This is a genomic window from Cellulomonas sp. CW35, assembly GCF_052378485.1.
In the GTDB taxonomy this organism is placed as follows: domain Bacteria; phylum Actinomycetota; class Actinomycetes; order Actinomycetales; family Cellulomonadaceae; genus Cellulomonas; species Cellulomonas uda.
This window is the reverse complement of sequence record NZ_CP199000.1, coordinates 46166-70081: the sequence shown is the minus strand read 5'-3', so window position 1 is coordinate 70081 and position 23916 is coordinate 46166. Positions and strand designations below refer to the sequence as shown.

Here is a 23916-nt window from a genome sequence, read left to right as displayed (position 1 = left end):
ACGGCGCTGATCGACCGCACGACCCGACCGCACGAACAGACCGCACGAACCCGGAGGCGGAGCATGAGCACCGACCAGCAGCCCGGCAGCCGCGGGGCACCGACCCTCGTGGTGGACCTCGCCGTGGAGGGCATGACGTGCGCGTCGTGCGTCGCACGCGTCGAGAAGCGTCTCCAGCGCCTGCCCGGGGTCACCGCGAGCGTGAACCTGCCGCTCGAGTCCGCGCACGTCGAGGGCGTCGACCCGTCCGTCACACCCGACGACCTCGTGGCCGCGGTGCGCGCCGCGGGCTACGACGCGCGCGTGACGTCGCCGGTCGACTCGCCGACAGTGACGGGTCACCCGGCGCACGGGCACGCGCCCGACGAGCACCCGTCCGGCGAGTGCGTGTCCGACGAGCACGCGTCCGGCGAGCACATGTCCGGCGAGCACGACGGGCACGGGTCGACGAACGACGCGATGCTCGCCGAGCACGCGCTGTCGGCGCACGCGATGGCGCCGGGTCACGACATGTCCGCCGACGAGGACACGTCGGCACCCACCGACGCGCGCGGCGCGGACCTGCGGCGACGGCTCGTCGTCGCGGCGGTCCTGACCGTCCCGGTCGTCGTGCTGTCGATGGTCCCCGTGACGCAGTTCCGCGGCTGGCAGTGGGTGGTGGCGGCGCTCGCGCTGCCCGTGGCGACGTGGGCCGCGTGGCCGTTCCACCGTGCCGCGGCCCGCGCGGCCCGGCACGGCGCGTCGACGATGGACACGCTCGTGAGCATCGGGATCATCGCGGCCACGTCCTGGTCGCTGTGGGCGCTGCTGCTCGGCGGCACGGGCGAGCTCGGCATCACGATGACGCCGACGCTGTGGCCGCGTGCGGCCTCGGGCATGGACATGGGCGAGGTGCCCGAGCTGTACTTCGAGGTCGCGGCGGTCGTGACGACGTTCCTGCTCGCGGGTCGGTTCGCCGAGCACCGCTCGCGCCGCCGCGCCGGTGACGCGCTGCGCGCGCTGCTCGACCTGGGCGCGAAGGACGTCGCGCTCGTCGTGACCGGCCCGGACGGGCGCCGCACCGAGCAGCGCGTGCCGGTGGACCGGCTGCGCGTGGGCGACGAGTTCGCGGTGCGGCCGGGCGAGAAGGTCGCGACCGACGGCGTGGTCGTGTCCGGGACGTCCGCGCTGGACACGTCGCTGCTCACCGGCGAGCCCGTGCCGGTCGAGGTCGGGCCGGGCGACGAGGTCACGGGCGCGACGGTGAACTCCTCGGGCGCGCTGGTCGTGCGGGCGACGCGCGTGGGTGCGGACACGCGGCTCGCGCAGATCGGCCGGCTCGTCGCGCAGGCGCAGACCGGCAAGGCGCCGGTGCAGCGCCTGGCGGACCGGATCTCGGCCGTGTTCGTGCCCGTCGTGCTGGTGCTCGCGCTCGGCACGCTCGTGGTGTGGCTGGCGACGGGTGCGGGCGCCCAGGCGGCGTTCACCGCCGCGGTCGCGGTGCTGATCATCGCGTGCCCGTGCGCGCTGGGCCTCGCGACGCCGACCGCGCTGCTGGTCGGCACGGGCCGCGGGGCGCAGCTCGGCATCCTCATCAAGGGTCCCCAGGTGCTCGAGCGCACGCGTCGGGTCGACACCGTGGTGCTCGACAAGACCGGGACCGTGACGCAGGGTCGGATGGCGCTCACGGACGTCCTGCTCCCCTCGGGTCACGACGAGCGCGCGGCCGACGAGGCGCTGCGGCTCGCCGCGGCGGTCGAGCGGCAGGCCGAGCACCCGATCGGCCAGGCGGTCGTGGCGGCGTGGGACGCGCGCGAGGTCTCGCCGGCACCCAGCGACGCGGACGCTCGGGGCGCGGGGGCGCACGGGCTGGGCGCGCAGCCGCAGGGCGTCGGCGCGGACGGTGTACAGATCGGGTCGGACGAGGTGTACGACTTCGCCGCGGTCGCCGGGCGGGGCGTCGTGGGCGTGGTCCGCACCGCCCACGCGGGCGTCGGGCTCGGGCGTCGCGTGCTCGTCGGACGCCCGGCGTGGCTCGCCGAGCAGGGCGTCGACACCGCCGAGCTGACCGCGGGCTTCGACGCGGCCGAGGCCGACGGCGCCACCGCCGTCATGGTGGCGTGGGACGGCCGCGCCCGCGCGACGCTCGTCGTCCGCGATCCGCTCAAGGACACCTCACGCGACGCGGTCGACGAGCTGCGGGCGCTCGGCCTGCGGCCCGTCCTGCTCACGGGCGACAACGCGGGCGCCGCCCACGCGGTCGCGCGGGAGGTCGGCATCGACGAGGTGGTGGCGCACGTGCTGCCCGAGGACAAGGTCGAGGTGGTGCGCCGCCTGCAGGCCGAGGGCCGCCAGGTCGCGATGGTGGGCGACGGGGTCAACGACGCGGCCGCCCTGGCGACCGCCGACCTGGGCCTCGCGATGGGCACGGGGACGGACGTCGCGATCGAGGCCGCGGACGTCACGCTCGTGCGCGGCGACCTGCGGTCCGCGGCGCAGGCGATCCGGCTGTCGCGCCGCACGCTGCGGATCATCAAGCAGAACCTGTTCTGGGCGTTCGCCTACAACGTCGCGGCGATCCCGCTCGCGGCGCTCGGCCTGCTCAACCCGATGATCGCCGGTGCCGCGATGGCGGCCTCGTCGGTGCTCGTCGTGACGAACTCCCTGCGCCTGCGCACGTTCTCCTGACGCCCGCCCGGGCCGCCGGCCCGCCTGCCCGCACCGCGGGTCAGCGGAACCGGCGGCCCTCGTCGGCCCGGTACGCCAGCACGGCGAGGGCCGCGAACAGCGCGGTCCAGCCGAGCAGCACGGGCAGCGCGAGCGGGTAGGCCTCGACGCCCGCGGTGACCTGCACGACGAGGTCCCGCACGGCCCGCGACGGCAGGGCCATCGACAACGTGTCGAGCCAGTCGGGGAACACCTGCGGCGGCATGAACAGCCCGCCGGCGAACGCGAGCGGGAACAGCACCGCCTGCACGACCGCGATCGCGGCCTTCGCGGACAGCCGATACCCGATCGCGAGGCCCAGCAGCAGGAACGGCACCGCGACGCCGACGACGAGCGCGACGCACTGCAGCGCCTGCTCCCACCGCAGCTCGGCCGCGGTGAGCAGCCACCCGACGAGCACGACCGGCGCGAGCGCGCAGTACGACCACAGCAGACCGTTGAGCACGCGGCCCGTCAGCCGCGCCCCCGGACCGGCCGGCAGCGTCCGCAGGTACGGGTCGAACGGCTGCGCGCGGTCCTCCGAGACTCCCGCGCCGAACGAGAACAGGCACGTCGACATCACCGCGAACGTGCCGAGCTGCGCGACCGCGACGAGCGCGCCGACCGGGTCCTGCGCGACCTCGCGCTGGGGGACCACGAAGAACAGCAGCGCGAGCGCGGGGAACAGCAGGTTGCCGATCACGGCGATCGGGATGCGCACCGTCTCGACGAAGCCGAGCCGCGCGTGCAGCCAGACGAGCCGCCACAGCGCGGGCGGGCGCGCGGCGCGCACGGGCGCCGGGCCGGGGACGGGGGCGTGGGTGACGGTCATGACCGGACCTCCTGGACGGGCTCGGCGGCGGCGCGTCCGGGCTCGAGCACCCCGCCGCTCGCGGTGAGCGCGAGGAACGCCTCCTCGAGGGAGGCGCCGCGCACCTCGAGGTCACGGAACGGCGCGTCCTGCCCGACGAGCGTGCGCACGAGCTCGTCGGCATCGGCCGCGAGCAGCGTGACCCGCACGCCCTCGGGCCGGCCCGCAGCCTCGAGCACCTCGACCCCGGGCAGCCGCTCGAGGCGGGGCAGCGCGTCGGCCGGCACGGTCACCAGCACGCGGCGCCGCGCGACGAGCGCGACCACGTCCGCCAGCCCGCCGTCCGCGAGCACACGCCCGTGCCCGACGACCACCACGCGGTGCGCGAGCGCCTCGACCTCCTCGAGGTAGTGGCTCGTCAGCAGCACGGTCGCGCCGTCGGCGTGGTAGTCGCGCAGCGCCTGCCACAGCACGTGCCGGCCCTCGACGTCGAGGCCCGTGGTGGGCTCGTCGAGCAGCACGAGCCGGGGGCGGCCCACGAGCGCGAGCGCGACCGCGAGCCGTCGCTTCTGCCCGCCCGACAGCCCGCCCGTCTGCCGCCGCGCGAGGTCCTGGAGCCCGAACCGCTCGAGCAGCTCACCCGTGGGCATGGGCGCGGCGTAGTGGCCCGCGACGAGCGCGACGACCTCCTGCACGCGCAGCGTCGACGGCAGCCCGGTCTCCTGCGGCGTGGTGCCGAGCGAGAGCCGCGAGCGCGCGTCGCGCGGGTCCCCGCCGAACAGCCGGACCGTGCCCGCGTCGGGCTTGCGCAGCCCGGCCACGAGGCTGAGCAGCGTGGTCTTGCCCGCACCGTTGGGGCCGAGCAGCCCGACGAGCTCGCCCTGGCCGACGCTCAGCGACACGTCGTCGAGCGCGACGACCGCGCCGAACCGGCGCGTGACGTGGTCGGCGACGACGACGTGCTCGTCGCGCGTCACCGTCCGCTCCCGAGGAGCTCGCGCAGCCGCTGCGCGTAGACGTCGAACGCGAGGCGCCCGGCCGGGGTGAGCGCGACGTACGTCGCGGGGGACCGGCCCTCGTAGGTCTTGGTGATGGTCACGTAGCCCGCCTCCTCGAGGCGTCGCAGGTGGGTGGACAGGTTCCCCGCGGTCATGTCGAGCATGCCGCGCAGGCGGGGGAACGAGATGCGGTCGCCGTCGCCGAGGCCCACGAGGGTCGCGACGACCCGCAGCCGGGCCGGTGCGTGGATGACCGGGTCGAGCTCGTCGTCAGGCACGGGACCGCCCGTCCCGCACGCGCGTCACGAGCGCCGCGACGAGCATCCCGCCGCCGCCCGCGAGCGCGAGCACCGCGTACGAGCCGGGGATCCCCGCGAAGGCGCTGGCCGCACCGGCCAGGAGGATCCAGGCGCCGAGCGCGTACATCGCGGTCGCGCGCCACATCAGACCGCCCGCGATGTAGAGCAGGCCGACGACGAGCGACGCGATCGCGTTGGCGGCGAGGCCGACGACCTCGCGCGAGGCACCGGCGTCGGCCAGGGCCGCGACGGTCACGCCCTGGCCGAGGAAGCCGAGGAACCAGCCCCAGCCGTACATCGCGCCCTGCTGCGCGCTGCGGCCCCGGATGCCGTGCGTACGCGTGACGCTGTGCCACGCCGTGACGACCATCGCGGCGACGATCACCAGACCGGCGACGACCGCCGCCCACGCGGCCCACAGCTCGTCCTCGCCGACCGAGAGCCACAGCAGGCCGTAGCCGAGCACCCACGCGGTGCCCCACACGCCGAACAGCAGCGGGGCGGAGGGTTGCGTGCGGGCCGCAGCCGCACGCTGGTCCGCGATGATCGCGAGCGCCTCCTCGGTGCCCAGCGGTGCCCCGGTGGTGTCGTCGTCGTCCATCGCCCCTCCCCTGCGCCCGGTCCCGTCGTCGGGACCCGTGGTTTGTGTCGCAAACCAGTTTGCGCGTATCCAGGCAATCCGCGCAAGACCCCCTCGTCGTCGTCCCGCACGGCCGCGGCGGCTACCGTGCCCCCATGCCCGCCACCACCGCCCCGACGCCCGGGACGCCACCCGTCTCCGAGCGCGCGGTGCGGCGCCGGCTCACGGTCGAGATCTGGATCGTGCTCGGTCTCTCGCTCGGCCGGTCGGGGGTGTACGCGCTCGTCGCGATCCTCGACCGGATGACCGCGGGCCCCCCGCTCGCCGACCAGAGCACCACCATCAACGCGCCGCTCAACCCACGCCCCTGGCTCGACGTGCTCTACCAGGTGCTGTCCATCGGCTTCGCGCTCGTGCCCGTCGCCCTCGCGCTCTACCTGCTCTCTGCCGGCGGCCGCTCCGCGACACGGCGCATCGGCCTCACGGCCGCCCGCCCCTGGCGCGACCTCGGCGTCGGGGTCGGCCTCGCGGCGCTCATCGGCATCCCCGGCCTCGGGCTGTACGCCGTCGGCCGCGCCGTCGGCATCACCGTGCAGGTCCAGCCGACGACGATCGACGACCACTGGTGGACCATCCCGCTGCTCGTCGCGCTCGCGCTCAAGAACGCGCTGCTCGAGGAGGTCGTCGCCGTCGGCTACCTCATGGAGCGCCTGCGCGAGCTGCGCTGGAGCGCGCCGCTCGTCGTCGCCGCGAGCGCGCTCCTGCGCGGCTCCTACCACCTGTACCAGGGGTGGGGGCCGTTCGTCGGCAACGTCGTGATGGGCCTGGTGTTCGCCGAGTACTACCGGCGCCGACGACGCGTCATGCCGCTCGTCGTCGCCCACACCGTCATGGACCTCGTCGTGTTCGTCGGGTACGCGCTCATCCCCGGCGCATGGCTCACGAGCCTGGGCCTCGACTAGCTGGTCGAGCACGACGCGGCGGGACCACGAGCGCACCGCGAACGCGCTCACCACCAGCAGCACGCCCGCGACCAGCGCGAACACCCCGATGGCCCACGCGACCGCCGTCAGCGTCCAGAGCGGGAGGAACACCATCAGCAGGCCCAGCGAGATCAGGAGCACACCCCGCAGCAGAGGCAACCACCAGACCCGGCGCAGCCCGGGTCCGTCGAACGGCCGCTCTGGACGATCACGGTGCTCACGAGCGCCCCCTCCCGTGGCGGCGTGCGCCAGGGCCACCGTAGACCCGTACCGGGACGAACGGGCGACAACCGCCCCGAACCGCGGGCGGCGGCGCACCACCGCCTTAGACTCGCGGTCATGTCTTCGCGGGAGTCGGCCGGGTCCGCGTCGTCGCGACCCGCCGCGGCGGCGGACGGCCTCGTCACGCCGCTGCCCGTCGCGACCGCGCACGGTGCCGGCCGGCCGGCCGCGACGCCCGACGACGAGCCCGGCATCCCCGGCCTGCCCGACCCCGACGACGACCGCGCGACCCGCGCCCGCGCCGAGGCCGAGGCGGCGACGATCGTCGTCGACGACCAGCCGACCGTCCGCGTGCACCACCCCAGCGACCTGATCTCCACGATCCTGTCCGCGCTCGGCGTCGCCGTCGTCATGGTGCTCGCGACCTACGCGCAGCACACCACCACGGGCGTCGCGGAGGACGTGCAGGGGTTCGCCACGCTGCTGCGCCGCATCCTGTTCGTGCCCGTGCAGGTGCTCGAGGGGTTCGTGACGCTCGTCGTGCCGCTCGCGGTCGGCATCGAGCTGGCGCTGCGCCGGCTCGGCCGCCAGCTCATCGAGGCGATCATCGCGGCGGCCCTCGCCGTCGCCGTCACCGCGGGCGTCGTGCTCGTCGTCCAGGGCGTCGGGTCCGACGAGCTCGTGCGCGGCCTGTCCGTGCGGATCGGCGGCACGTGGGAGCTCACCATCCCCGCGTACGTCGCGATGCTCGCGAGCCTGCTCACCGTCAGCGGCCCGCGCCAGCGCCGACGCTCCGTCGCCTGGTCGTGGCGGGCCGTGTGGATCGCCGTGGGCGTGCTCCTCATCACCGCGCAGGTCTCGCTCGCGGGGCTCGCCGTGGCGCTCCTGCTCGGGCGGCTGTGCGGGCTCGTCGTGCGGTACGTCTCCGGCGTGCGCAGCGAGCGCGCGTACGGCGCGAGCCTCGTCGCGGGCGTGCGGCGGGCCGGCTACGAGCCCGTGCGGCTGCGGCGCATCGCCGCCGACGACGACCCGGAGCGCGACGACGAGACCACCCACCAGCCCGCCGGCCAGGCCGCTGACCAGGCCGCTGACCAGGCAGCTGACCAAGCAGCCGGGTCCGCCGACGGGACCACCGACGGGGTGCACTCGGTCGCGCCGCCCCCCGCACCCGACGACGCGGCCGCCCGTGCGCTCGTCCGCTCCACGGGCTACCGCACCTACGAGCTGACGACCGACGACGGACCCCGCCTCGACCTCGTCGTCATCGACGGCGACCGCCAGGTCGCGGGCATGGTCTCGCGCGTGTGGCGGTCCGTGCGCCTGCGCGGCCTCGAGGGCCGGTCCGTGCAGTCGCTGCGGCAGACCGCCGAGCGCACCGCGCTGCTCAGCTACGCCGCCCGCGCCGCGGGCGTGCGCACCCCCGAGCTGCTGCGCGTCGCCGAGGCCCAGGACTCCATGCTCCTGGTCCAGGCGCACCCCGGCACCGCCGTGCCCCTCACCGAGCTGCCCGACGAGGCGCTCACCGACGACGTGCTCCGCGAGATCTGGGCGCAGCTGCGCACCGCGCACGAGGCCGGGATCGCGCACCGCGCGCTCACGTCCGACACCGTGCTCGTGGAGGACCTGCTCGGCACCCCCATCGTGTGGGTCGTCGGCTGGGAGAACGGCTACGTCGCGTCGTCCGAGCTCGCGCGGCGCATGGACCTCACCCAGATGCTCGCGCTGCTCGCCCTGCGCGTCGGGGTCGAGCGCGCGCTGCAGTCCGCGGCCGAGTCGCTCGACGACGACGACGTCGCCGCCGTCGGCCCGCTGCTGCAGGGCATCACACTGCCCGAACGCACCCGCACCCAGGTGCGCCGCCACCGCAAGGTGCTGTCCGACCTGCGCGCCGCGATCGTCGCGCGGATCCCCGAGGCCGACGTCGAGCCCCAGCAGCTCGTGCGGTTCGGCGCGCGGTCGATCCTCACGATCGTCCTGCCGATCCTCGTCGTGCTGCTGCTCGTCACCCGCATCAACATCGACCAGATCACGAGTGCGCTCTCGACGAGCGACTGGCGCTGGACCGCCATCGCGTTCGCGCTCGGCCTGCTGACCATCGTCGGCGCCGGGCTCGCCCTCACCGCGTTCTCCCCCGTGCGCCTGCCGTTCTGGCGCACGCTGCAGGTGCAGGCCGCGTCCAACTTCGTCGCGCTCGCCGCCCCCGCCGGCATCGGCCCCGCCGCGCTCAACCTGCGCATGCTCACCAGGCGCGGCGTCTCCACGACCCTGGCCGCCGCGACGGTGACGATGGTGCAGGTCAGCCAGCTCGTCGTCACCGTCGTGATGCTCGTCGTGCTGTCCGTGCTGTCCGGCGGCAGCAGCGGGTCGGCGCTGCCCGTGTCACCCGAGGTGCTGCTGATCGTCGCACTCGTCGCCGTGCTCGTCGCCGCGTCGCTGCTGGTGCCCAAGGTCCGGCAGTGGGTCATGGCGAAGATCCGCCCCACGCTGCGCCAGATCTGGCCGCGCCTCGTCGACATCCTCGGCCGGCCGTGGCGGCTCGCCGTCGCCGTCGCCGGGAACCTCATCATGACGCTCGGGTTCGTGCTCGCGTTCGACGCTTGCCTCGCCGCCTTCGGGCAGCAGGCGAGCCTCATCCAGGTCGCGATCATCTACCTCACCGGCAACACCGCCGGTGCGCTCGTCCCGACCCCCGGCGGCATGGGGGCCATCGAGGCCGCGCTCGCCGCGTCCCTGTCCGCCGTGACCGGCACCAACCCCGGTGTCGCGCTGTCCATCGCGGTGCTGTTCCGCGTCGTCACCTACTGGGTGCGCATCCCGATCGGGTGGGTCGCGATGCGCCACCTGCAGCGCGTCGGCGAGCTCTGAGCCCACCCAGCCCTGAGCCCACCCGGGCTCGCGCCGACCGCCGGGCATGACGAGAGCCGGCACGCAGCAGCGCGTACCGGCTCTTCGTCGACGTCTCAGGCGGCGGTGCGCTCGAGCTGCGTCGGGACGGTCGTCAGACCCCCGCGGGTGGCGGCCAGCGCGGCCCAGGCCTGGACTCGGACCAGGGGGGTGGCGGGCTGGAGGGCGGGAGACTGCGAGGACTCGGCGGGGGGAAAGCCGATCTGATCCATCTGCGGTCCTGTCTGTTCGGTAGCCCGGCTGACCGTCGAGGGTCCCGTGGCTTTGCGTCCCCTCCTCGCGGAGGGTTTGCCGTTATCGCTGACAGCACCGAAGGTAGTTCAGAAGACTTCCGGGGCCAAGTGCCCCGAACCGCGAAAATACGGGCACACCGATAAATCACCCGTTCGGCCCACCGCAAGCCGCCCCGTCCGCCCGCTTCTTCCAGGATCGTCCCCCGTGGCAGCCGGTGTCACGTGTCGTGTGTGCGCGCACACCCGGCGCTGCGCGCGCTGCCTACCGGGCGTCCAGCCACACGTGCGCCGGCGGCAGCAGCGCCTCGAGCTCGGGCCACAGCGCGTCCGGCAGGGCCCGCGCCGCCGCCTCGACCGTCGCCGTCACCCGCGCCGGCCGGCTCATCCCGACGACCGTCGAGGCGAACCGCTCGTCGCGCAGCGAGAACTGCAGCGCCGCGGTCGCGATGTCCGTGCCGTGCGCCGCGCAGGCCTCCCGCATGCGCGCCGCCGCCTCGAGCACCTCCGGCGGGGCCGGCCGGTACCCGTATGTCGTCGGCCCGCCCTGCTGCGCCGCGAGGATGCCCCCGCCGTACACCGCCGCGTTGAGCACACCCATCCCGCGCCGGCGCGCCTCGTCGACCAACGGACCCGCGCTGCGGTCCAGCAACGTCCACCGGTTGTGCACCAGCAGGACGTCGAACACCCCCAGCTCCAGGTACCGCGCGATCTCCTGCACCCGCCCGCCCGCGAGCCCGATCCGGCCGACCTGCCCGCTCTCCCGCAACTCGACGAGCGTGTCCACCGCGCCGCCCGGGGCCGTCATCGCGTCGAAGTCGTGCCCCTCCGGGTCGTGCAGGTGCACGAGCGGCAACGTGTCGAGCCCGAGCCGCTGCCTGCTCTCCGCGACCGACGCGCGCACCCGCGCACCCGAGTAGTCGGAGCCGCGCGGGTCGACCTTCGTGATCACGACGACGCCCTCGGGCAGCCCGTCCGCGAGGCCGATCGCGGCACCGATCCGCCGCTCGCTCTCCCCGTCCGAGTAGCCGTTCGACGTGTCGATCGTGCGGATCGGCGAGTCGAACGCCGCGAGCACCGTCGCCACGCCCTCCTCCGCGCTCACCTCGCGGCCGAACAGGCCCGGCATGCTCCCCAGCGGTCCACCCCCGAGCGTCACCGCCGACACCGTGAGGTCCGTACCGGGCAGGGCGCGCAGCCACGTCGGACCACCGGGCGCGTAGGGGGGCTGTGCGGGCGGGCGTGTCATGAGGTCCTCCGGTCGTGCGCGGCGGGGCTGCCCGCAGCGTGCCACCCACCCCCGCCACCGGGCGAGCGGGACACGGCGTCAGCGCTCGAGCGCGACGACCGGGGGGGACGTGAGGAACCGGGTGAGCAGCGGACCTGCCGTCGTCGAGCCGTACTCGCCCTCGTCGACGAAGACCGCGACCGCCAGGTCGCCCTGGACCGCGATCATCCACACGTGGTTCTTGAGCGCGTCGACCGGGCCGAACTGCGCGGTGCCCGTCTTGGCCAGCACGTCCGGCCCCGCCACGTCCTCGAGGAACCCCGCACCGCCCTCGGTGACGACCCCGCGCATGAGCGCGCGCAGCGCGGCACCCTCGTCGGCGGTGAGGTCCACGTGCGGGCGCGGCTCCTCGCTCGCGCTCCCCGACTCCTCGTCACCCGAGGTCGCCTCGTCGTGGGTCGCGTCCGCCGCGGTGTCGGCGTCGTCGGCCGAGCCGGACCCACCTGCCGCGCCTGTCGCGCCGTCCACGACGAGCACCGGCGTGACCGTGCGCCCCGCCGCGACCGACGCCGCGACGACCGCCATCCCCAGCGGAGACGCGAGCACGCGGCCCTGGCCGATCATGGTCGCCGCGTGGTCCGTCCCGTCCGACTCGGACGGCACCGCACCCAGGAACGAGGCGAAGCCCAGCGACTGCGCCGGCAGCAGGCCCAGCGAGCCCGCGGCGTCGACGACCGCGTCCTGCGGCGCCTCGTCGCGCGCGCCGATGAACGCCGTGTTGCACGAGTGCGCGAACGCCGTGCGCAGCGGCACCTCGCCCAGCGCGTCGGCCGGGTAGTCGGGGAAGTTGTCGAACCGCCGACCGTCAACGGTCACCCCGTCCGCGCAGGTCAACTCGCTGTCCGGGGTCATCCCCGCGCGCAGCAGCGCGAGCGCGCTCACGACCTTGAACGTGGACCCGGGCGCGTACTGCCCGAGCGTGGCCGTCGACATGCCCCCACCGCCGGGGCCGCTCGCGGCGGCGATCACCTCACCCGTCGACGGGCGGATCGCGACGATCGCGGACGCCGGCCCCACGTCCGCCAGGATGCTCTCCGCCGACTGCTGCACGAGCGAGTCGAGCGTCGTGCGCAGCGGCTCGCCCGGCACGGGCGGCACGGTGAACAGCGCGCGCACCTCCCCCTCGCGCGGGCTGCCCTCGACCGCGCGCGCCTCGATCCGCAGCCCCGGCGTGCCGCGCAGCTGCTGCTCGTGCTGGCGCTGCAGGCCCGACAGGCCCGTCAGGTCGCCCGCCTGGACCGCGCCGTCGGACTTCTCGATGATCTCCGCGGTCGCCGCGCCCACCGTGCCGAGGATCGGCCGTGCGAACGTGCGCGTCGGCGCGAGCGGGATCGAGTCGGCCACCGCGTTCACGCCCGGCAGCTCCCGCAGGGCCGACACGTCGTAGTAGCCGTCGTCCGCACGCACGACGATCGCCTCGACGAACGCCCGCTCGCCCGCGGACTCGACGCGCGCGGCGTACGCGTCGGCGTCGAGGTCGAGCGCCGCGGCCAGGCCGCGTGCCGCCGCGCCGGCCTCGTCCGCCGGCAGGAACGTCTTGTCGATGCCGATCCGGTAGACGTCACGGGCCTCGACGAGCACCTCGTCGCCCGCCCCCAGGACGTCCGCCCGCTCGGGCGCCTCGCGCGTCACGACGATCTGCTCGTCGGCCGCGAGGTCCGGCGCGAGCAGCGCGGGCGCCCACGTGGTGTGCCAGACGTCCTGGTCGTCGCGCTGGAGGCGTGCGGTCGTCTCGTAGGTCCAGTCCCGCGCCGCACCGGCGACCGCGTCGCCGTCCGGCCCGGCCGGCCCGGCCGGCGTGGTCGCCGCGTCCGGCTCGTCCGCGTCGCCCGTCGGCTCGCCACCGGGAGCCCGGCCGCCCGCGCGCCACGTCCATCGCAGCACCGCATCCGCGACCGCGTCGTCGTCCTCGTGCTCCTGCGCGCTCACGAGCGTGACGGTCAGCGCGTCCTTCCCGAACGCGTCCACCACCTGCTCGAACGCCTCCTCGCGCTGCTGGCGAGCCTGCTGGGGCGTCGCACCGTCCAGCGTGACGTCCGCCAGGTCACCGCCCTGCAGCGCGGTGGCCAGCGCCTGAGCCGCGTCCTGCGGTCCCGGCGGCGAGGCCGTGCACGCCGTCAGCCCGGCCGACGCCAGGAGCGCCGCGACGCCCACCGCCGCGACACCGCGCGCGGTCCGCACCGTCGTGCGCCTCGTCCCACCGTCCATCAGTCCGGGCCTCCGTCGTGTCGTCGTCTCGTCGCGCCTCGCGACCGTCGTGCCCCTCGCGCGCCCGCGCCGGGCACCCTCGCCGGGCACTCGTACACGTCGCCGCGGAGCTCGTGCGACCGCACGGCGTACACCGGGCGGACGCGCCGACCGGAACGGCGCACGGGCCGCGCGAGCGGTCGCCACCCCGCCCGGACCGGACGGCGTCGCGTCCCGTCGCCGACACCGGCGACCGGACCGCGGCAACGCGCCCGCCGACCCGCGGGCGGCCGCTCGGGCTCGCAGCCGGTCAGGCCACCGGGGCAGCCGTGCAGATCAACGTGTGAGACGGGCGTCCACCGCAGGGACGTCGGCACTCTATCCGTCCGCCCTGACACGGTGCGCGGCAATTGCTCCCCTGCACAGGACCTCCCCACCCGCACGGCCCGGCGGGCGACGAGGGACGTGACCAAGGGCCCGGGATCACCCGCGACGCGGGCACGAACCGGACGTCCCGCGCGTTCTCCATCCCGCGCGTCCGACGCCCCGGACGCCCGACCGTCCCGTGGAGGTCACCGTGCCCGCACCCACCCCGACGACGACCCCGACGACGAGCCCGACGAGCCCGTCCGCATCTCCCGTACCGCCCGCATCGCCCGCCCCGGCGACTCCCGCGGCTCACCCGGCCCGTGCGGCTCACGAGCTGCCGTCACTCCGCGAGCAGGCCGAACGGCTCGTCGCGCTCGGCGTCGCCGACCTCGCGGGCATCGCGCCCGACGACCTGCGCGCGCTCGCGCACGCCGCGGACCGCACCGACCCGACCGAACCCACCGGCCCCGCCGACCCCGCCAGACCCGACAGCGCCGACGACTCCCGCCACCGTGAGCCCGACGAGGCCCGGCCTGGCGGCCTGCTCGTCCTGCCCCCGACACTCGTCCCGGTCTCGGCGCTCGCACCGCTGCTGCGCCGCGGCGAGCGCGCCGGGTTCGTCGTCGAGGACATGACGGACGTCGACGAGTTCGCGCCGATCGCGGGCCTCGACGTGCCCGCCGAGCCGTACGTGCTCGTCGGGCTCGACCGCGGCGACGACCTCGCGAGCTGGTCGCCCGACGAGGCCGCCGACGAGCTCGCGCGCCGCGCGCGGACCCCGCTCACCCTGAGCGAGGGCGTGCAGTGGGTGCTGCAGGCGCCCGACGTGCTCGAGCGCAACCACTGCTTCATGACGATCGGCTCCCGGCGCGTCACGCCGCGCGGCGGGCTCGACGCGCGGACGCCCGCGGTGTGGATCTCCAACGGCACGGGCCGCGACGGCCGCGAGCGCCGCGACGCGCCGAAGGTCGGCTGGTGCTGGGCGCGCAACCGGCACACCTGGCTCGGCTTCGCCTCGGCCACGTCGCGGGAGACGCTCACGCGCTGAGCGCCGGCGTCGTCCCGGCCGGGTCGTCCACACGGACATCGCTCAGGCGGACGTCGCTCAGACCGAGGGCGCTCAGGCCGGGTTGGCTCAGGCGCGGGTGGCTCAGGCCGGGTGGCTCAGGCGGGGACGCGGCCGGTCGACGGGTCGCGCGCCGTGAGGCAGTAGGGGGAGCCCGACGGGTCGAGGAGCGTCGTCCACCGCTCGCGGCGCGCGACCAGCCGCGCCCCCGCCTGCACGTGCGCGCGCTCGACGGCCGGGCGTGCGACCGTCGCGAGGTCGAGGTGCGCGCTGGTCTCGCGGCGCGGGTCGTCGGCGCCGAGCCGTTGCAGCAGGAGGCGCAACGGCATCCCCGCGGGCCGCTCGAGCGGCACCAGCTCGCCCGTCGCGCGAGGGTCGAGCGGCCAACCGGTGAACGCGGGCCAGAACGCGGCCTCGTCGTCGAACCGGTCCGCCGGGACGTCGAGGCAGACCTGGTCGACCAGCGCGCACGCCGCACCGTCGCCGTCGCGCGCGCGCTCGGCCACGGGGACGGCCCCGGGTCGACGCGCGTGCCCCGTGTGCCGGACCAGGCAGAACACGTACCCGCCGGGCGACGAGAGCACGACGTGCCCGCCCGCGTCGTGCTCGAGCGCGGCCCCGAGCGCGAGCGCGCGCACCAGCTCGGCGCGCACGGCCTCGTCGGGGTCCCGCCCCTCGGCGGTCACGTGCAGGTCGAGGTGGACGCGCGGGCCGTCGGCGAACCGCTGCACGCGCAGGTAGTCGTCGCCGTCGGGCGGCACGAGGGTGGCGTACTCGTCGTCCTCGCCGCGCCACGGCGAGAGCGCCGAGCCCGTCACGCGCAGCCAGAACGCGAGCGTCTCGTCGAGCGTGTCGGGCGGCAGGTCGAGCATCGCGGTCGTCCACCGGATCGGCATGGGGTGACGCTAGCCCGTCCGCCCCGCGGGGCGCCCGTGACCCGTACGCTCGCGCGCGTGGACTGGCTGCGAGAGACCTGGTCGGACGTGACGACGGCGAACCCCGTGCCCGAGACCTGGGTCGTCGTGGCGACCGCCCTGGGCGTGCTCGTCGTCCTGGCGGTGCCGGTCGCGTGGCGGGTCGCGCGGCACGCGCTGACGATCGTGCACGAGGCCGGTCACGCGACGGTCGCGGTGCTCGTCGGACGGCGCCTGTCGGGCATCCGTGTGCACTCGGACACCTCGGGCCTGACCCTGTCGCGCGGCCGCCCGCGCGGGCCGGGGATGATCGCGACCGCGTTCGCGGGGTACCCCGCGCCGACCGTCGTGGGCGTGGGCGCCGCGTGGCTGCTGGTGCGCGGCTACGACGTCGCACTGCTGTGGGCGCTGCTCGTGCTCGTCGTCGGCGTGCTCGTCGGGATCCGCAACTGGTACGGGCTGTGGGCCGTGCTCGTGACGCTCGCCGTGCTCGTCGTCGTGACCGGGTGGGCGTCCGCGCAGGTGCAGGCCGTGTTCGCGTACGCCGTGACGTGGTTCTTCCTGCTCGGCGCACCGCGCGCCGTGCTCGAGATGCAGGCGGGACGACGAGACGCGCGCCGACGCCGGGCCCGCGACACGTCCGACGCCGGGCTGCTCGGCGGGCTCACGCACCTGCCCGGGGCGTTCTGGGTGGGGGTGCTCGCGCTCGTCACGGTCGCCGGGCTCGCGCTGGGCGCCGTCTGGCTCGTCGGGCTCCAGGTCTGAGCCACGCGCGTCTGACACACGCGCGTCCGGGGTGCCGTGCGCGGCCCTTCGAGCCGATGATGGAGCCATGACCCTGAGCGGACGGCTGCTGGTGGCGGCACCACAGCTGCTCGACCCCAACTTCCACCGCACCGTCGTGCTGCTGCTCGACCACAACGACGAGGGTGCGTTCGGCGTGGTGCTCAACCGGCTGCTCCCCGTGGAGGTCGACGCGGTGCTGCCGGGCTGGCAGGACGTGGTGAGCCGCCCGGACGGGCTGTTCCAGGGCGGCCCGGTGGGGCTCGACGGCGCGATCGGCGTCGCGGTCGCCGCGCCCGCCCCGCCGGGCCGCGACCTGCGCGACGACCCCGCGGGCTCGCGCGACGAGCTGCTCGACGGTCTGCGCGGCGGCGGCCTCGACGGCCCGGGCAGCCTGGGCCGGCCGGGCTCGCCGGACGACAGGGGCGAGCCGGGTGACACGCGTGGCTGGGGTGGCACGGGGGACGCGGGTGACGTGCTCGGTGCGTCAGGTGCCGGCCGGGACGGCCTGAGCGGTCAGGCCGCTAGCGGGCCGGGGAGCGACGAGCCCGTCGTCGACCGGCTGACCGGCGTCTACGGTCTGGTCGACCTCGACGCGGACCCGACGAGCGTCGTCGGGCGGTTCAGCGGGCTGCGGATCTTCGCGGGGCACTCCGGCTGGGGCCTGGGTCAGCTGGAGGAGGAGATCGCCGAGGGTGCGTGGTTCGTGGTGCCGTCCGAGCCGTCGGACGTGTTCACCGACGACCCCGAGACGCTCTGGAGCCGCGTGCTGCAGCGGCAGGGCGGCGACCTGGCGATGCTGGCGCACTACCCGCCGGACGTGCGGCTGAACTGACCGTCCGGACCAGGGTCCGCAGGCCGCCGGGCTGATCGACCGGGCTGATCGACCGGGCTGATCGACCGGGCTGATCGACCGGGCTGATCGACCGGGCGGATCGACCGGGCTGATCGACCGGGCGGATCGGTCGGGCTGATTCGGTCGGGCTGATCGGCCTCGCTGATCGTCGTAAACGATTCGCCCGATTCAGTCGTCGAAGCGCTTCAACTAGCGTCGCGCCTGCCCTAGACCTCCGCGCACCCCGCAGCCCGGCGCGACGGGTCGTCGGCCCCGTCGCGACCCTCGCGGCGGGCCCACACCACGCCACGAAGGAGTGAGCGGATGCGTGTTCCGACCCTGCTCGCGACACCCCGTCCCACGACGACCGCGAGACGCGCCGCCGCCGGGGTGCTCGCACTCGCGCTGACCGCGACCGGCGTCGCCCTCGCCACCGGCCCCGCCGACGCCGCCGACCCGCCCGCCGGCTACACCTGGAGCAACGTCGAGATCGTCGGCGGCGGCTTCGTCCCCGGGATCATCTACAACCAGGGCGAGAAGGACCTCGTCTACGCCCGCACCGACATCGGCGGCGCGTACCGCCTCGACCCCCGCACCGAGCGCTGGATCCCGCTGCTCGACCACATCGGCTGGGACGAGTGGTCCCACACCGGCGTGCTGTCCCTCGCCACCGACGCGCGCGACCCGAACCGCGTCTACGCCGCCGTCGGCACCTACACCAACGAGTGGGACCCCCAGAACGGGGCGATCCTGCGCTCCACGGACCGCGGCGAGACGTGGCAGCGGACCATGCTGCCGTTCAAGGTGGGCGGCAACATGCCGGGCCGCGGCATGGGTGAGCGCCTCCAGATCGACCCCAACGACAACCGCGTCCTGTACCTCGGCACCGAGGGCGGCAACGGCCTGTGGCGCTCCACCGACTACGGCGCCACCTGGGCCGAGGTCACGAGCTTCCCCAACCCCGGCAACTACGTGCAGGACCCCACCTCGTCGAACTCCTACCTCACGTCCAACCAGGGCGTCGTGTGGGTGACGTTCGACCCCACGAGCGGCTCCGCCGGGGTGGCCAGCAAGACGATCTACGTCGGCGTCGCCGACAAGGAGAACAACGTCTACCGCTCGACCGACGGCGGGGCGACGTGGACGCGCGTCCCCGGCCAGCCCACCGGCTACCTCCCGCACAAGGGCGTGTTCGACAAGGTCGGCAAGCAGCTCTACATCGCGACGAGCGACACCGGCGGCCCGTACGACGGCGGCAAGGGTGACGTCTGGCGCCTCGACACGACGACCGGCGCGTGGACCCGGATCTCGCCCGTCCCGTCGACGAGCTCCGACCTCTACTACGGCTACTCCGGACTGACGATCGACCGCCAGGATCCCGACACGATCATGGTCGCCACGCAGGTCTCCTGGTGGCCCGACGTCATCATCTTCCGGTCCACCGACCGCGGCGCCACCTGGTCGCCCATCTGGGAGTGGGCCGGCTACCCGGACCGCACGCTGCGCTACACGCAGGACATCTCCGCAGCGCCCTGGCTCGGCTTCAACGCGACGAACCCGCAGCCGCCGGAGCCGCCGGTCAAGCTCGGGTGGATGACCGAGTCGCTCGAGATCGACCCCTTCGACTCCGACACGATGCTCTACGGCACCGGCGCGACCATCTACGGCACCGACAACCTCACCGCGTGGGACACCGGCGGCACGATCGACATCACCGTCAAGGCCCAGGGCATCGAGGAGACCTCCGTGCAGGACCTCGCCGCGCCTCCCGGCCCCGTCGAGCTCGTGTCCGCGCTCGGGGACCTCGGTGGGTTCGTGCACACCGACATCACCAAGGTGCCCGCCAAGCAGTTCACCCAGCCGTTCTTCGGGACGGGGACCTCCGTCGACTTCGCCGAGAAGAAGCCCGCGACGATGGTGCGCGTCGGACACGCCGTCGACGGCGCCGTCGAGTCCCACATCGGCATCTCGACCTCGTCCGGCTCGACGTGGTGGGCCGGGCAGGAGCCCGCGGGCGTGACGAAGTCCGGCACCGTGGCGGTCAACGCCGACGGCACCGCGATCGTCTGGTCGCCCGAGGGCGCCGGCGTGCACCGCTCGACGACGCTCGGCTCGTCGTGGACCGCCTCGACCGGCGTGCCCGCCCAGGCGCAGGTCGAGTCCGACCGTGAGGACCCGAAGGCGTTCTACGCCTACTCCGCCGGGAAGCTCTACGTCTCGCGCGACGCGGGCGTCACCTTCACCGCGTCGTCGGCCTCCGGGTTCCCGACGACCGGCAACGTCCGGTTCGGCGCCGTGCCCGGCAAGGCGGGCCACGTCTGGCTCGCCGCCGAGAACGGTCTGTACCGCTCGACGGACTACGGCACGACGTTCACGAAGCTCCCGGGCTTCACCGACGGCGGTGCCGTCGGCTTCGGCAAGGCGGCGCCCGGTGCGTCGTACCCGGCGGTCTACTCGACCTCCGAGTACGACGGGGTGCGTGGGTTCTTCCGCTCGCTCGACGGCGGCAGCACCTGGACCCGCATCAACGACGACGAGCACCAGTACGCCTGGACAGGTGCCGCCATCACCGGCGACCCCGACGTGTTCGGGCGCGTGTACGTGGCCACCAACGGCCGCGGGATCGTGGTCGGCAACACCGGCACCACACCCACGGTGACACCCACGCCCACGCCCACACCCACGGCGACACCCACGCCCACACCCACACCCACACCCACACCCACACCGACGCCGACGCCGACGCCGACGGTGACACCCACGCCCACGCCGACCCCGACACCCACCCCCACCCCGACGCCGACCGCTACGCCGACGCCGACGGGGGCGTGCACGGTGAAGTACGCCACCAACGACTGGCCCGGTGGCTTCACGGCGTCGGTGAGGCTCACGTCCGCGAGCGCGGTCAGCTCGTGGTCGCTCGGGTTCTCGTTCCCCGGGGACCAGAAGGTCGTGAGCGGCTGGTCCGGCACGTACACGCAGAGCGGCAAGGCCGTGACGGTGACGAACGCGCCGTGGAACGGCTCGATCGCCGCGGGGTCGTCGGTCGAGATCGGGTTCAACGGTTCCTTCACCGGGTCGAACCCCAGGCCGACGAGCTTCACGCTCAACGGCACGACCTGCACGGTGTCCTGACCTCATGACACCGGCGTGACCACGTCTGGTGGGACCACATCTGGTGGGACCACGTCGGGTGGGACCACGTCGGGTGGGACCGCGTCGGGTGGGACCGCGTCGGGTGGGACCTGAGGCCGCACCTCGGTCCCACCCGACGCCGGAGCTGGCCCGCGACGTCCGCGTCGCCGGGCCGGCGGCCGGGGCCATGTCCCGGCCGGGCGGGGGTGCGGGGGACGCGGACACCCCTCGCACCCCCGCCGTCACACCCCCGCCGTCGTACCCCCGCCGTCACACCCCCGCCGTCGCACCCCCGCCGTCGCATCCCTCGCCGTCTGGCAGCCAGCCACCGTGCCACCCGACCGTCGACCACCCGCCGTCGCACCCCTCGCCGTCTGGCAGCCAGCCACCGTGCCACCCGACCGTCGACCACCCGCCGTCGCACCGCTGGCCTCGCGGTCGCAAGCCTCGCGGTCGCAAGCCTCGCCGTCGCCGACCGGCGACGGCGCGTCTCAGCCCGGACGTGCCATCGCGAACAACGCCGCCTGGTCCGACTCCCGCTCCCGCCCCGGCACCTGTCCGGCGCTCGGGAACCCGTGACCTGCCCGGCGGCCGCGGTCACTCACCTCGCGCCGTTCCGGAGGACCCGGCGCTCGCGTCGCACTCCCTCGCGACGCACCACTCCCTCGCGACGCACCACCCCCTCGCGGCGCGGCCGCAGCCCCGGTCACGGCTGCAGACCCGAGCGCCGCCGGCTCACGTGCCGACCGCACGACGGTCCCACCGCGCGTCCGGAAGGTGTACGTGACGGGTGGGATGGCGCCCGCAACGAGGCGCGACGACACCCCTCGGGGCGGCGGCGCCGGTGGATGGCGCTCGATCGTGAGGTCCCGCTCGTGCACCACGTGGTGGTGGAAGCCGCACAGCACGACGCCGTTCTCGACGGACGTCTCCCCGCCGTCCCGGTCCCACCAGCGGATGTGGTGGACCTCGCACCACCGGGCGGGCCGGCCGCAGCCCGGCCAGACGCACCCGCCGTCCCGTGCGACGACCGCGCGACGCAGGTGACCGGAGTAGAGGCGCTGCGTCCGCCCGACGTCGACCGGTCGGCTCTCGGCGTCGACCACGACGCGCGTGAGCGCGCAGTCGCACAGCAGCCGGGCCGCCTCGCTCACCGGGACCGGTGCACCGTCCTCGTCGACCGGTGCGGGGACCCCGCGCATCGCCTCCGCGAGCCGCTCGACGTCCCCGGAGCCACCGGTAGCGGCGGACGACCACCCGGCGTCCGGGAGGGTCGCGCTCGCCGACCGCGTACCCGCCGGCGGCTCCACCCGCCGAGCGCCGACGGCCCCGTCGCCTGCGCGCAGCGCTCCGACGAGAGTGCGGAAGGTCTGCTCGCCCAGCACGACCGACACGTGCGGTCGGGTGACAGCGGTGGTGGCCTGTGGCTCGGACAGCGCCAGCTCGGCCAGCGCGACGAGGCCGTCGGCGCGGCGCTGCTCGCTGGTGCGATCGTCGTCCTGCGTGGGACGCCCCTGCGCGCTCTCGAGCGCGAGGCGCAGGCGGTGGCCCGCGCGGTGGTCGAGCATGCCCCGCACCTGCGTGCCACCGGGCAGGTCGGTGACGAACAGGTGCCGACGCGCGCGCTGCGCGGCGTGCTCACGCTCGACCGTCACCGGGTCGACCTGCGCGACGAAGCGGTCCACCGCCTTGGCGAACTCCCGCCCGTCCAGGCGCCGGCCGAGCGCCACGAGCTCGTCCTGCGTGCGCGGGTCCGCGAGCGCGGCGGAGACGCTCGGCGTCGCCCGGGACACGGCGCGGCCGAGCACGTCGACGTGCTGGGCGGAGAGCTCCGCCGCGGTGAACGCCCGCTCGACCGACGGCATCGAGGTGATGACGTGCGCGCCGCGCAGTTCCGCGCCCGCGGCGGACACGCCGGCGCGGGAGGTGCGGCCGCGCCAGGCGACCACGTCCCGGTCCCCGTGTCCCTGCCACGAGCCCGCGCGCGCCTCGGCCCCGAGCAGGTGCGCACGGGCTGCGGTGAGCACCGCGACGGCCTCGTCGATGCGGGCGAGCACCGCCTTTCGCTCGTGCGCGGACCACTGCTCGGCTGCCCGCGCACGCGCCGCGACCCGGTGCGCGACGACGCCGAGCCCCGCGGCCTCGTCGGACGGCGGCGGCGCGTCATCGGACGGCACGCCACCGCGCGCGACCTGCGCCACCTCGTTCGAATGCATGTTCGAATCGTACGGGTCTGCACCGACATGCACCCCGCTCGTCCACAGCCCCTGACGCCTGCGCCGCGGCCCGGGATCACCCGCACCGAACCCCACGCGGGGCGCTGTGCCACTTGGCGACGAGGCCGACGCAGCGGGACGAGGACCGGTTGTCGGAGGACCAGGTGGACGGGCTCGTCGTGCGGTACGTGCTCGACGTGGACGGGTACCACATCGACGAGGCGGACTCGATGCTGCGGTTCGAGGAGTACGCGGACGCGGTCCGTGCGGCGTGGTACTGCGAGGGTGCCGTCGTCCTGGAGGCGCCGGGGGGCGACCCGCTGGTGCTCGAGGACGCGGTGCCGTCGCTCGTGACCTACCTGTGCTTCGGCGCGGTGGGGGCGTTGGTGGACGACGAGGTCGCCACGGTGCCGTTCTTCCTGACGGGGGTCGACGTGGTCGCGTCGGTGCACGGTGACGAGGTGTGTGGAGCTCACGGGCGAGCGGGCGTTCCACCACGAGAAGCGCGAGCTGCTGCAGGCTCTGTACCAGTGCGGTGCGCGCTTCTGTACGTTCTACTCCCGGCTGTGGGACGGCCACCCCGACCGCGCCCTGGACGTCACGAACCTCGACCAGGCGCGTGCAGCGACCGCGGCCGCGCTCGCGCGCCTCTAGTCCAGGCCGGCGCGGGCGCCGCGCGCCGACGGCAGCAGCCGCCAGCCGTGCCGGGCCGCAGCGGACGCGAGCACCGGGTCGTCGCCCACGACGACGCCCGTGCCGACCGCCTCGAGCATCGGCAGGTCGCTCGCGTGGTCGCCGTACGCCACGCAGTCCTCGCCCCGCACGCCGCGATCCCGCAGCACGGCACGCACCACGCGTGCCTTGCTCTCGCCGACGACCACGTCCGTCGCCGCACCGGTGAGCACGCCGTCACGCTGCTCCTGCAGGGTCGCGAACCACGCGTGCGCCCCGACCGCCCGCGCGACGGGTGCGACCGTCGCCGGTGGCGCGCCCGACACGAGCACGACGAGCGCGCCCGCGTCCCGCGCCGCCGCGACCTCGTCGGCCACCGGCGCGTGCCACACGTCCGGGCCCAGCCCCGCGAACCAGCGCTCACCCAGCGCGCCCAGCTCGTCGGCCCTCTCGCCCGCGAACGTCGCGTAGTAGGCCCGGCTCACCGCACCACGGTCGGGGCCCCGGTCGAGCGCGGCCAGGTGCCCGACGACCGCGCGGACCTCGTCCGACGAGCGCCCGCGCGCCCGCAGGTGCGCCACGAGGAAGCTCGACATCGAGTTGATCGTCAGCAGCGTCTCGTCGACGTCGACGAACACGATCGCGTGCAGCTCGCCCACCCCCGTGTCCCCCGGTCCCGCGCCGTGCGACGCGCGTCGCGCGCCAACCTAGCCCGGTCCGGGGCGTGCGGGGCGTGGTT

Annotated in this window: 18 protein-coding genes, 1 pseudogene and 1 riboswitch; of the genes and pseudogenes, 8 read left to right on the top strand and 11 right to left on the bottom strand. The window is 75.1% G+C overall.

Annotated elements, in window-relative coordinates; translation table 11 throughout:
- The first annotated feature begins 63 nt into the window (after positions 1-63).
- The gene (locus ACT17Q_RS00310; protein WP_444663903.1) at positions 64-2667 is read left to right on the top strand and encodes a heavy metal translocating P-type ATPase; all 2604 of its coding nucleotides are present in this window, start codon (positions 64-66) and stop codon (positions 2665-2667) included.
- A 40-nt stretch (positions 2668-2707) separates the two neighbouring features.
- On the opposite strand, the gene ACT17Q_RS00305 is transcribed toward ACT17Q_RS00310, so the two are convergent.
- From ACT17Q_RS00305 to ACT17Q_RS00290, 4 genes are read right to left on the bottom strand one after another with little or no spacing between them, the layout of a single operon-like run.
- On the bottom strand, positions 2708-3517 hold the full coding sequence (locus ACT17Q_RS00305) for an ABC transporter permease (RefSeq protein ID WP_444663901.1): 810 nt from the start codon (positions 3515-3517) through the stop codon (positions 2708-2710).
- Complete coding sequence (locus ACT17Q_RS00300) at positions 3514-4473, bottom strand: ATP-binding cassette domain-containing protein (protein ID WP_444663900.1); 960 nt, start codon at positions 4471-4473, stop codon at positions 3514-3516. Before ACT17Q_RS00300 ends, ACT17Q_RS00305 begins: the two co-directional genes overlap by 4 nt.
- Positions 4470-4772, bottom strand: a complete 303-nt coding sequence (locus ACT17Q_RS00295) for a transcriptional regulator (RefSeq protein ID WP_444663898.1) — start codon at positions 4770-4772, stop codon at positions 4470-4472. Before ACT17Q_RS00295 ends, ACT17Q_RS00300 begins: the two co-directional genes overlap by 4 nt.
- Positions 4765-5394, bottom strand: coding sequence for a hypothetical protein (locus tag ACT17Q_RS00290; protein WP_444663896.1), 630 nt, complete (start codon positions 5392-5394; stop codon positions 4765-4767). The genes ACT17Q_RS00295 and ACT17Q_RS00290 overlap by 8 nt, the downstream gene beginning before the upstream one ends.
- A gap of 134 nt (positions 5395-5528) precedes the next feature.
- On the opposite strand from ACT17Q_RS00290, the gene ACT17Q_RS00285 reads away from it, so the two are divergent.
- The gene (locus ACT17Q_RS00285; protein WP_141318857.1) at positions 5529-6335 is read left to right on the top strand and encodes a CPBP family intramembrane glutamic endopeptidase; all 807 of its coding nucleotides are present in this window, start codon (positions 5529-5531) and stop codon (positions 6333-6335) included.
- Between the two features lie 75 nt (positions 6336-6410).
- Here the strand turns inward: ACT17Q_RS00285 and ACT17Q_RS00280 are convergent.
- Positions 6411-6470: pseudogene (locus ACT17Q_RS00280) on the bottom strand (hypothetical protein); the annotation flags it as partial.
- Positions 6471-6695: 225 nt separating this feature from the next.
- Here ACT17Q_RS00280 and ACT17Q_RS00275 point away from each other — a divergent pair.
- Positions 6696-9443: a flippase-like domain-containing protein gene (locus tag ACT17Q_RS00275; protein WP_444663894.1), complete on the top strand. Its 2748-nt coding sequence runs from the start codon at positions 6696-6698 to the stop codon at positions 9441-9443.
- A gap of 95 nt (positions 9444-9538) precedes the next feature.
- Here ACT17Q_RS00275 and ACT17Q_RS00270 read toward each other — a convergent pair whose 3' ends face one another.
- The 3 genes from ACT17Q_RS00270 to ACT17Q_RS00260 all read right to left on the bottom strand — a co-directional run bounded on the left by ACT17Q_RS00270 (position 9539) and on the right by ACT17Q_RS00260 (position 13208).
- Positions 9539-9694: a hypothetical protein gene (locus ACT17Q_RS00270; RefSeq protein WP_157732631.1), complete on the bottom strand. Its 156-nt coding sequence runs from the start codon at positions 9692-9694 to the stop codon at positions 9539-9541.
- A gap of 15 nt (positions 9695-9709) precedes the next feature.
- Positions 9710-9785: riboswitch (cyclic di-GMP riboswitch) on the bottom strand.
- 192 nt (positions 9786-9977) lie between these two features.
- Positions 9978-10961, bottom strand: a complete 984-nt coding sequence (locus ACT17Q_RS00265) for an aldo/keto reductase (protein ID WP_268533177.1) — start codon at positions 10959-10961, stop codon at positions 9978-9980.
- A gap of 78 nt (positions 10962-11039) precedes the next feature.
- Complete coding sequence (locus ACT17Q_RS00260) at positions 11040-13208, bottom strand: penicillin-binding transpeptidase domain-containing protein (protein WP_444663891.1); 2169 nt, start codon at positions 13206-13208, stop codon at positions 11040-11042.
- Positions 13209-13764: 556 nt separating this feature from the next.
- Here ACT17Q_RS00260 and ACT17Q_RS00255 point away from each other — a divergent pair.
- Complete coding sequence (locus ACT17Q_RS00255; protein ID WP_444663889.1) at positions 13765-14604, top strand: DUF5701 family protein; 840 nt, start codon at positions 13765-13767, stop codon at positions 14602-14604.
- Between the two features lie 116 nt (positions 14605-14720).
- Here ACT17Q_RS00255 and ACT17Q_RS00250 read toward each other — a convergent pair whose 3' ends face one another.
- On the bottom strand, positions 14721-15518 hold the full coding sequence (locus tag ACT17Q_RS00250) for a VOC family protein (protein ID WP_268533171.1): 798 nt from the start codon (positions 15516-15518) through the stop codon (positions 14721-14723).
- 57 nt (positions 15519-15575) lie between these two features.
- Between ACT17Q_RS00250 and ACT17Q_RS00245 the strand changes: the two genes are divergently transcribed.
- From ACT17Q_RS00245 to ACT17Q_RS00235, 3 genes are all read left to right on the top strand, one after another.
- Positions 15576-16301, top strand: a complete 726-nt coding sequence (locus ACT17Q_RS00245) for a M50 family metallopeptidase (protein WP_094181392.1) — start codon at positions 15576-15578, stop codon at positions 16299-16301.
- 67 nt (positions 16302-16368) lie between these two features.
- Positions 16369-17154 (top strand): YqgE/AlgH family protein, encoded by a 786-nt coding sequence (locus ACT17Q_RS00240; RefSeq protein WP_444663887.1) that lies wholly within the window; start codon positions 16369-16371, stop codon positions 17152-17154.
- A gap of 324 nt (positions 17155-17478) precedes the next feature.
- Positions 17479-20289, top strand: coding sequence for a cellulose binding domain-containing protein (locus ACT17Q_RS00235; RefSeq protein ID WP_444663885.1), 2811 nt, complete (start codon positions 17479-17481; stop codon positions 20287-20289).
- A 491-nt stretch (positions 20290-20780) separates the two neighbouring features.
- Here ACT17Q_RS00235 and ACT17Q_RS00230 read toward each other — a convergent pair whose 3' ends face one another.
- Positions 20781-22505, bottom strand: a complete 1725-nt coding sequence (locus ACT17Q_RS00230; RefSeq protein ID WP_444663883.1) for a DUF222 domain-containing protein — start codon at positions 22503-22505, stop codon at positions 20781-20783.
- Positions 22506-22970: 465 nt separating this feature from the next.
- On the opposite strand from ACT17Q_RS00230, the gene ACT17Q_RS00225 reads away from it, so the two are divergent.
- A complete protein-coding gene (locus tag ACT17Q_RS00225) occupies positions 22971-23159 on the top strand; it encodes a hypothetical protein (protein WP_444663881.1) in 189 nt (62 codons plus the stop codon).
- Here the strand turns inward: ACT17Q_RS00225 and ACT17Q_RS00220 are convergent.
- Positions 23156-23836, bottom strand: coding sequence for an HAD family hydrolase (locus ACT17Q_RS00220; protein ID WP_141322513.1), 681 nt, complete (start codon positions 23834-23836; stop codon positions 23156-23158). The two genes, ACT17Q_RS00225 and ACT17Q_RS00220, sit on opposite strands and share 4 nt — an antisense overlap.
- Positions 23837-23916: the final 80 nt, after the last annotated feature.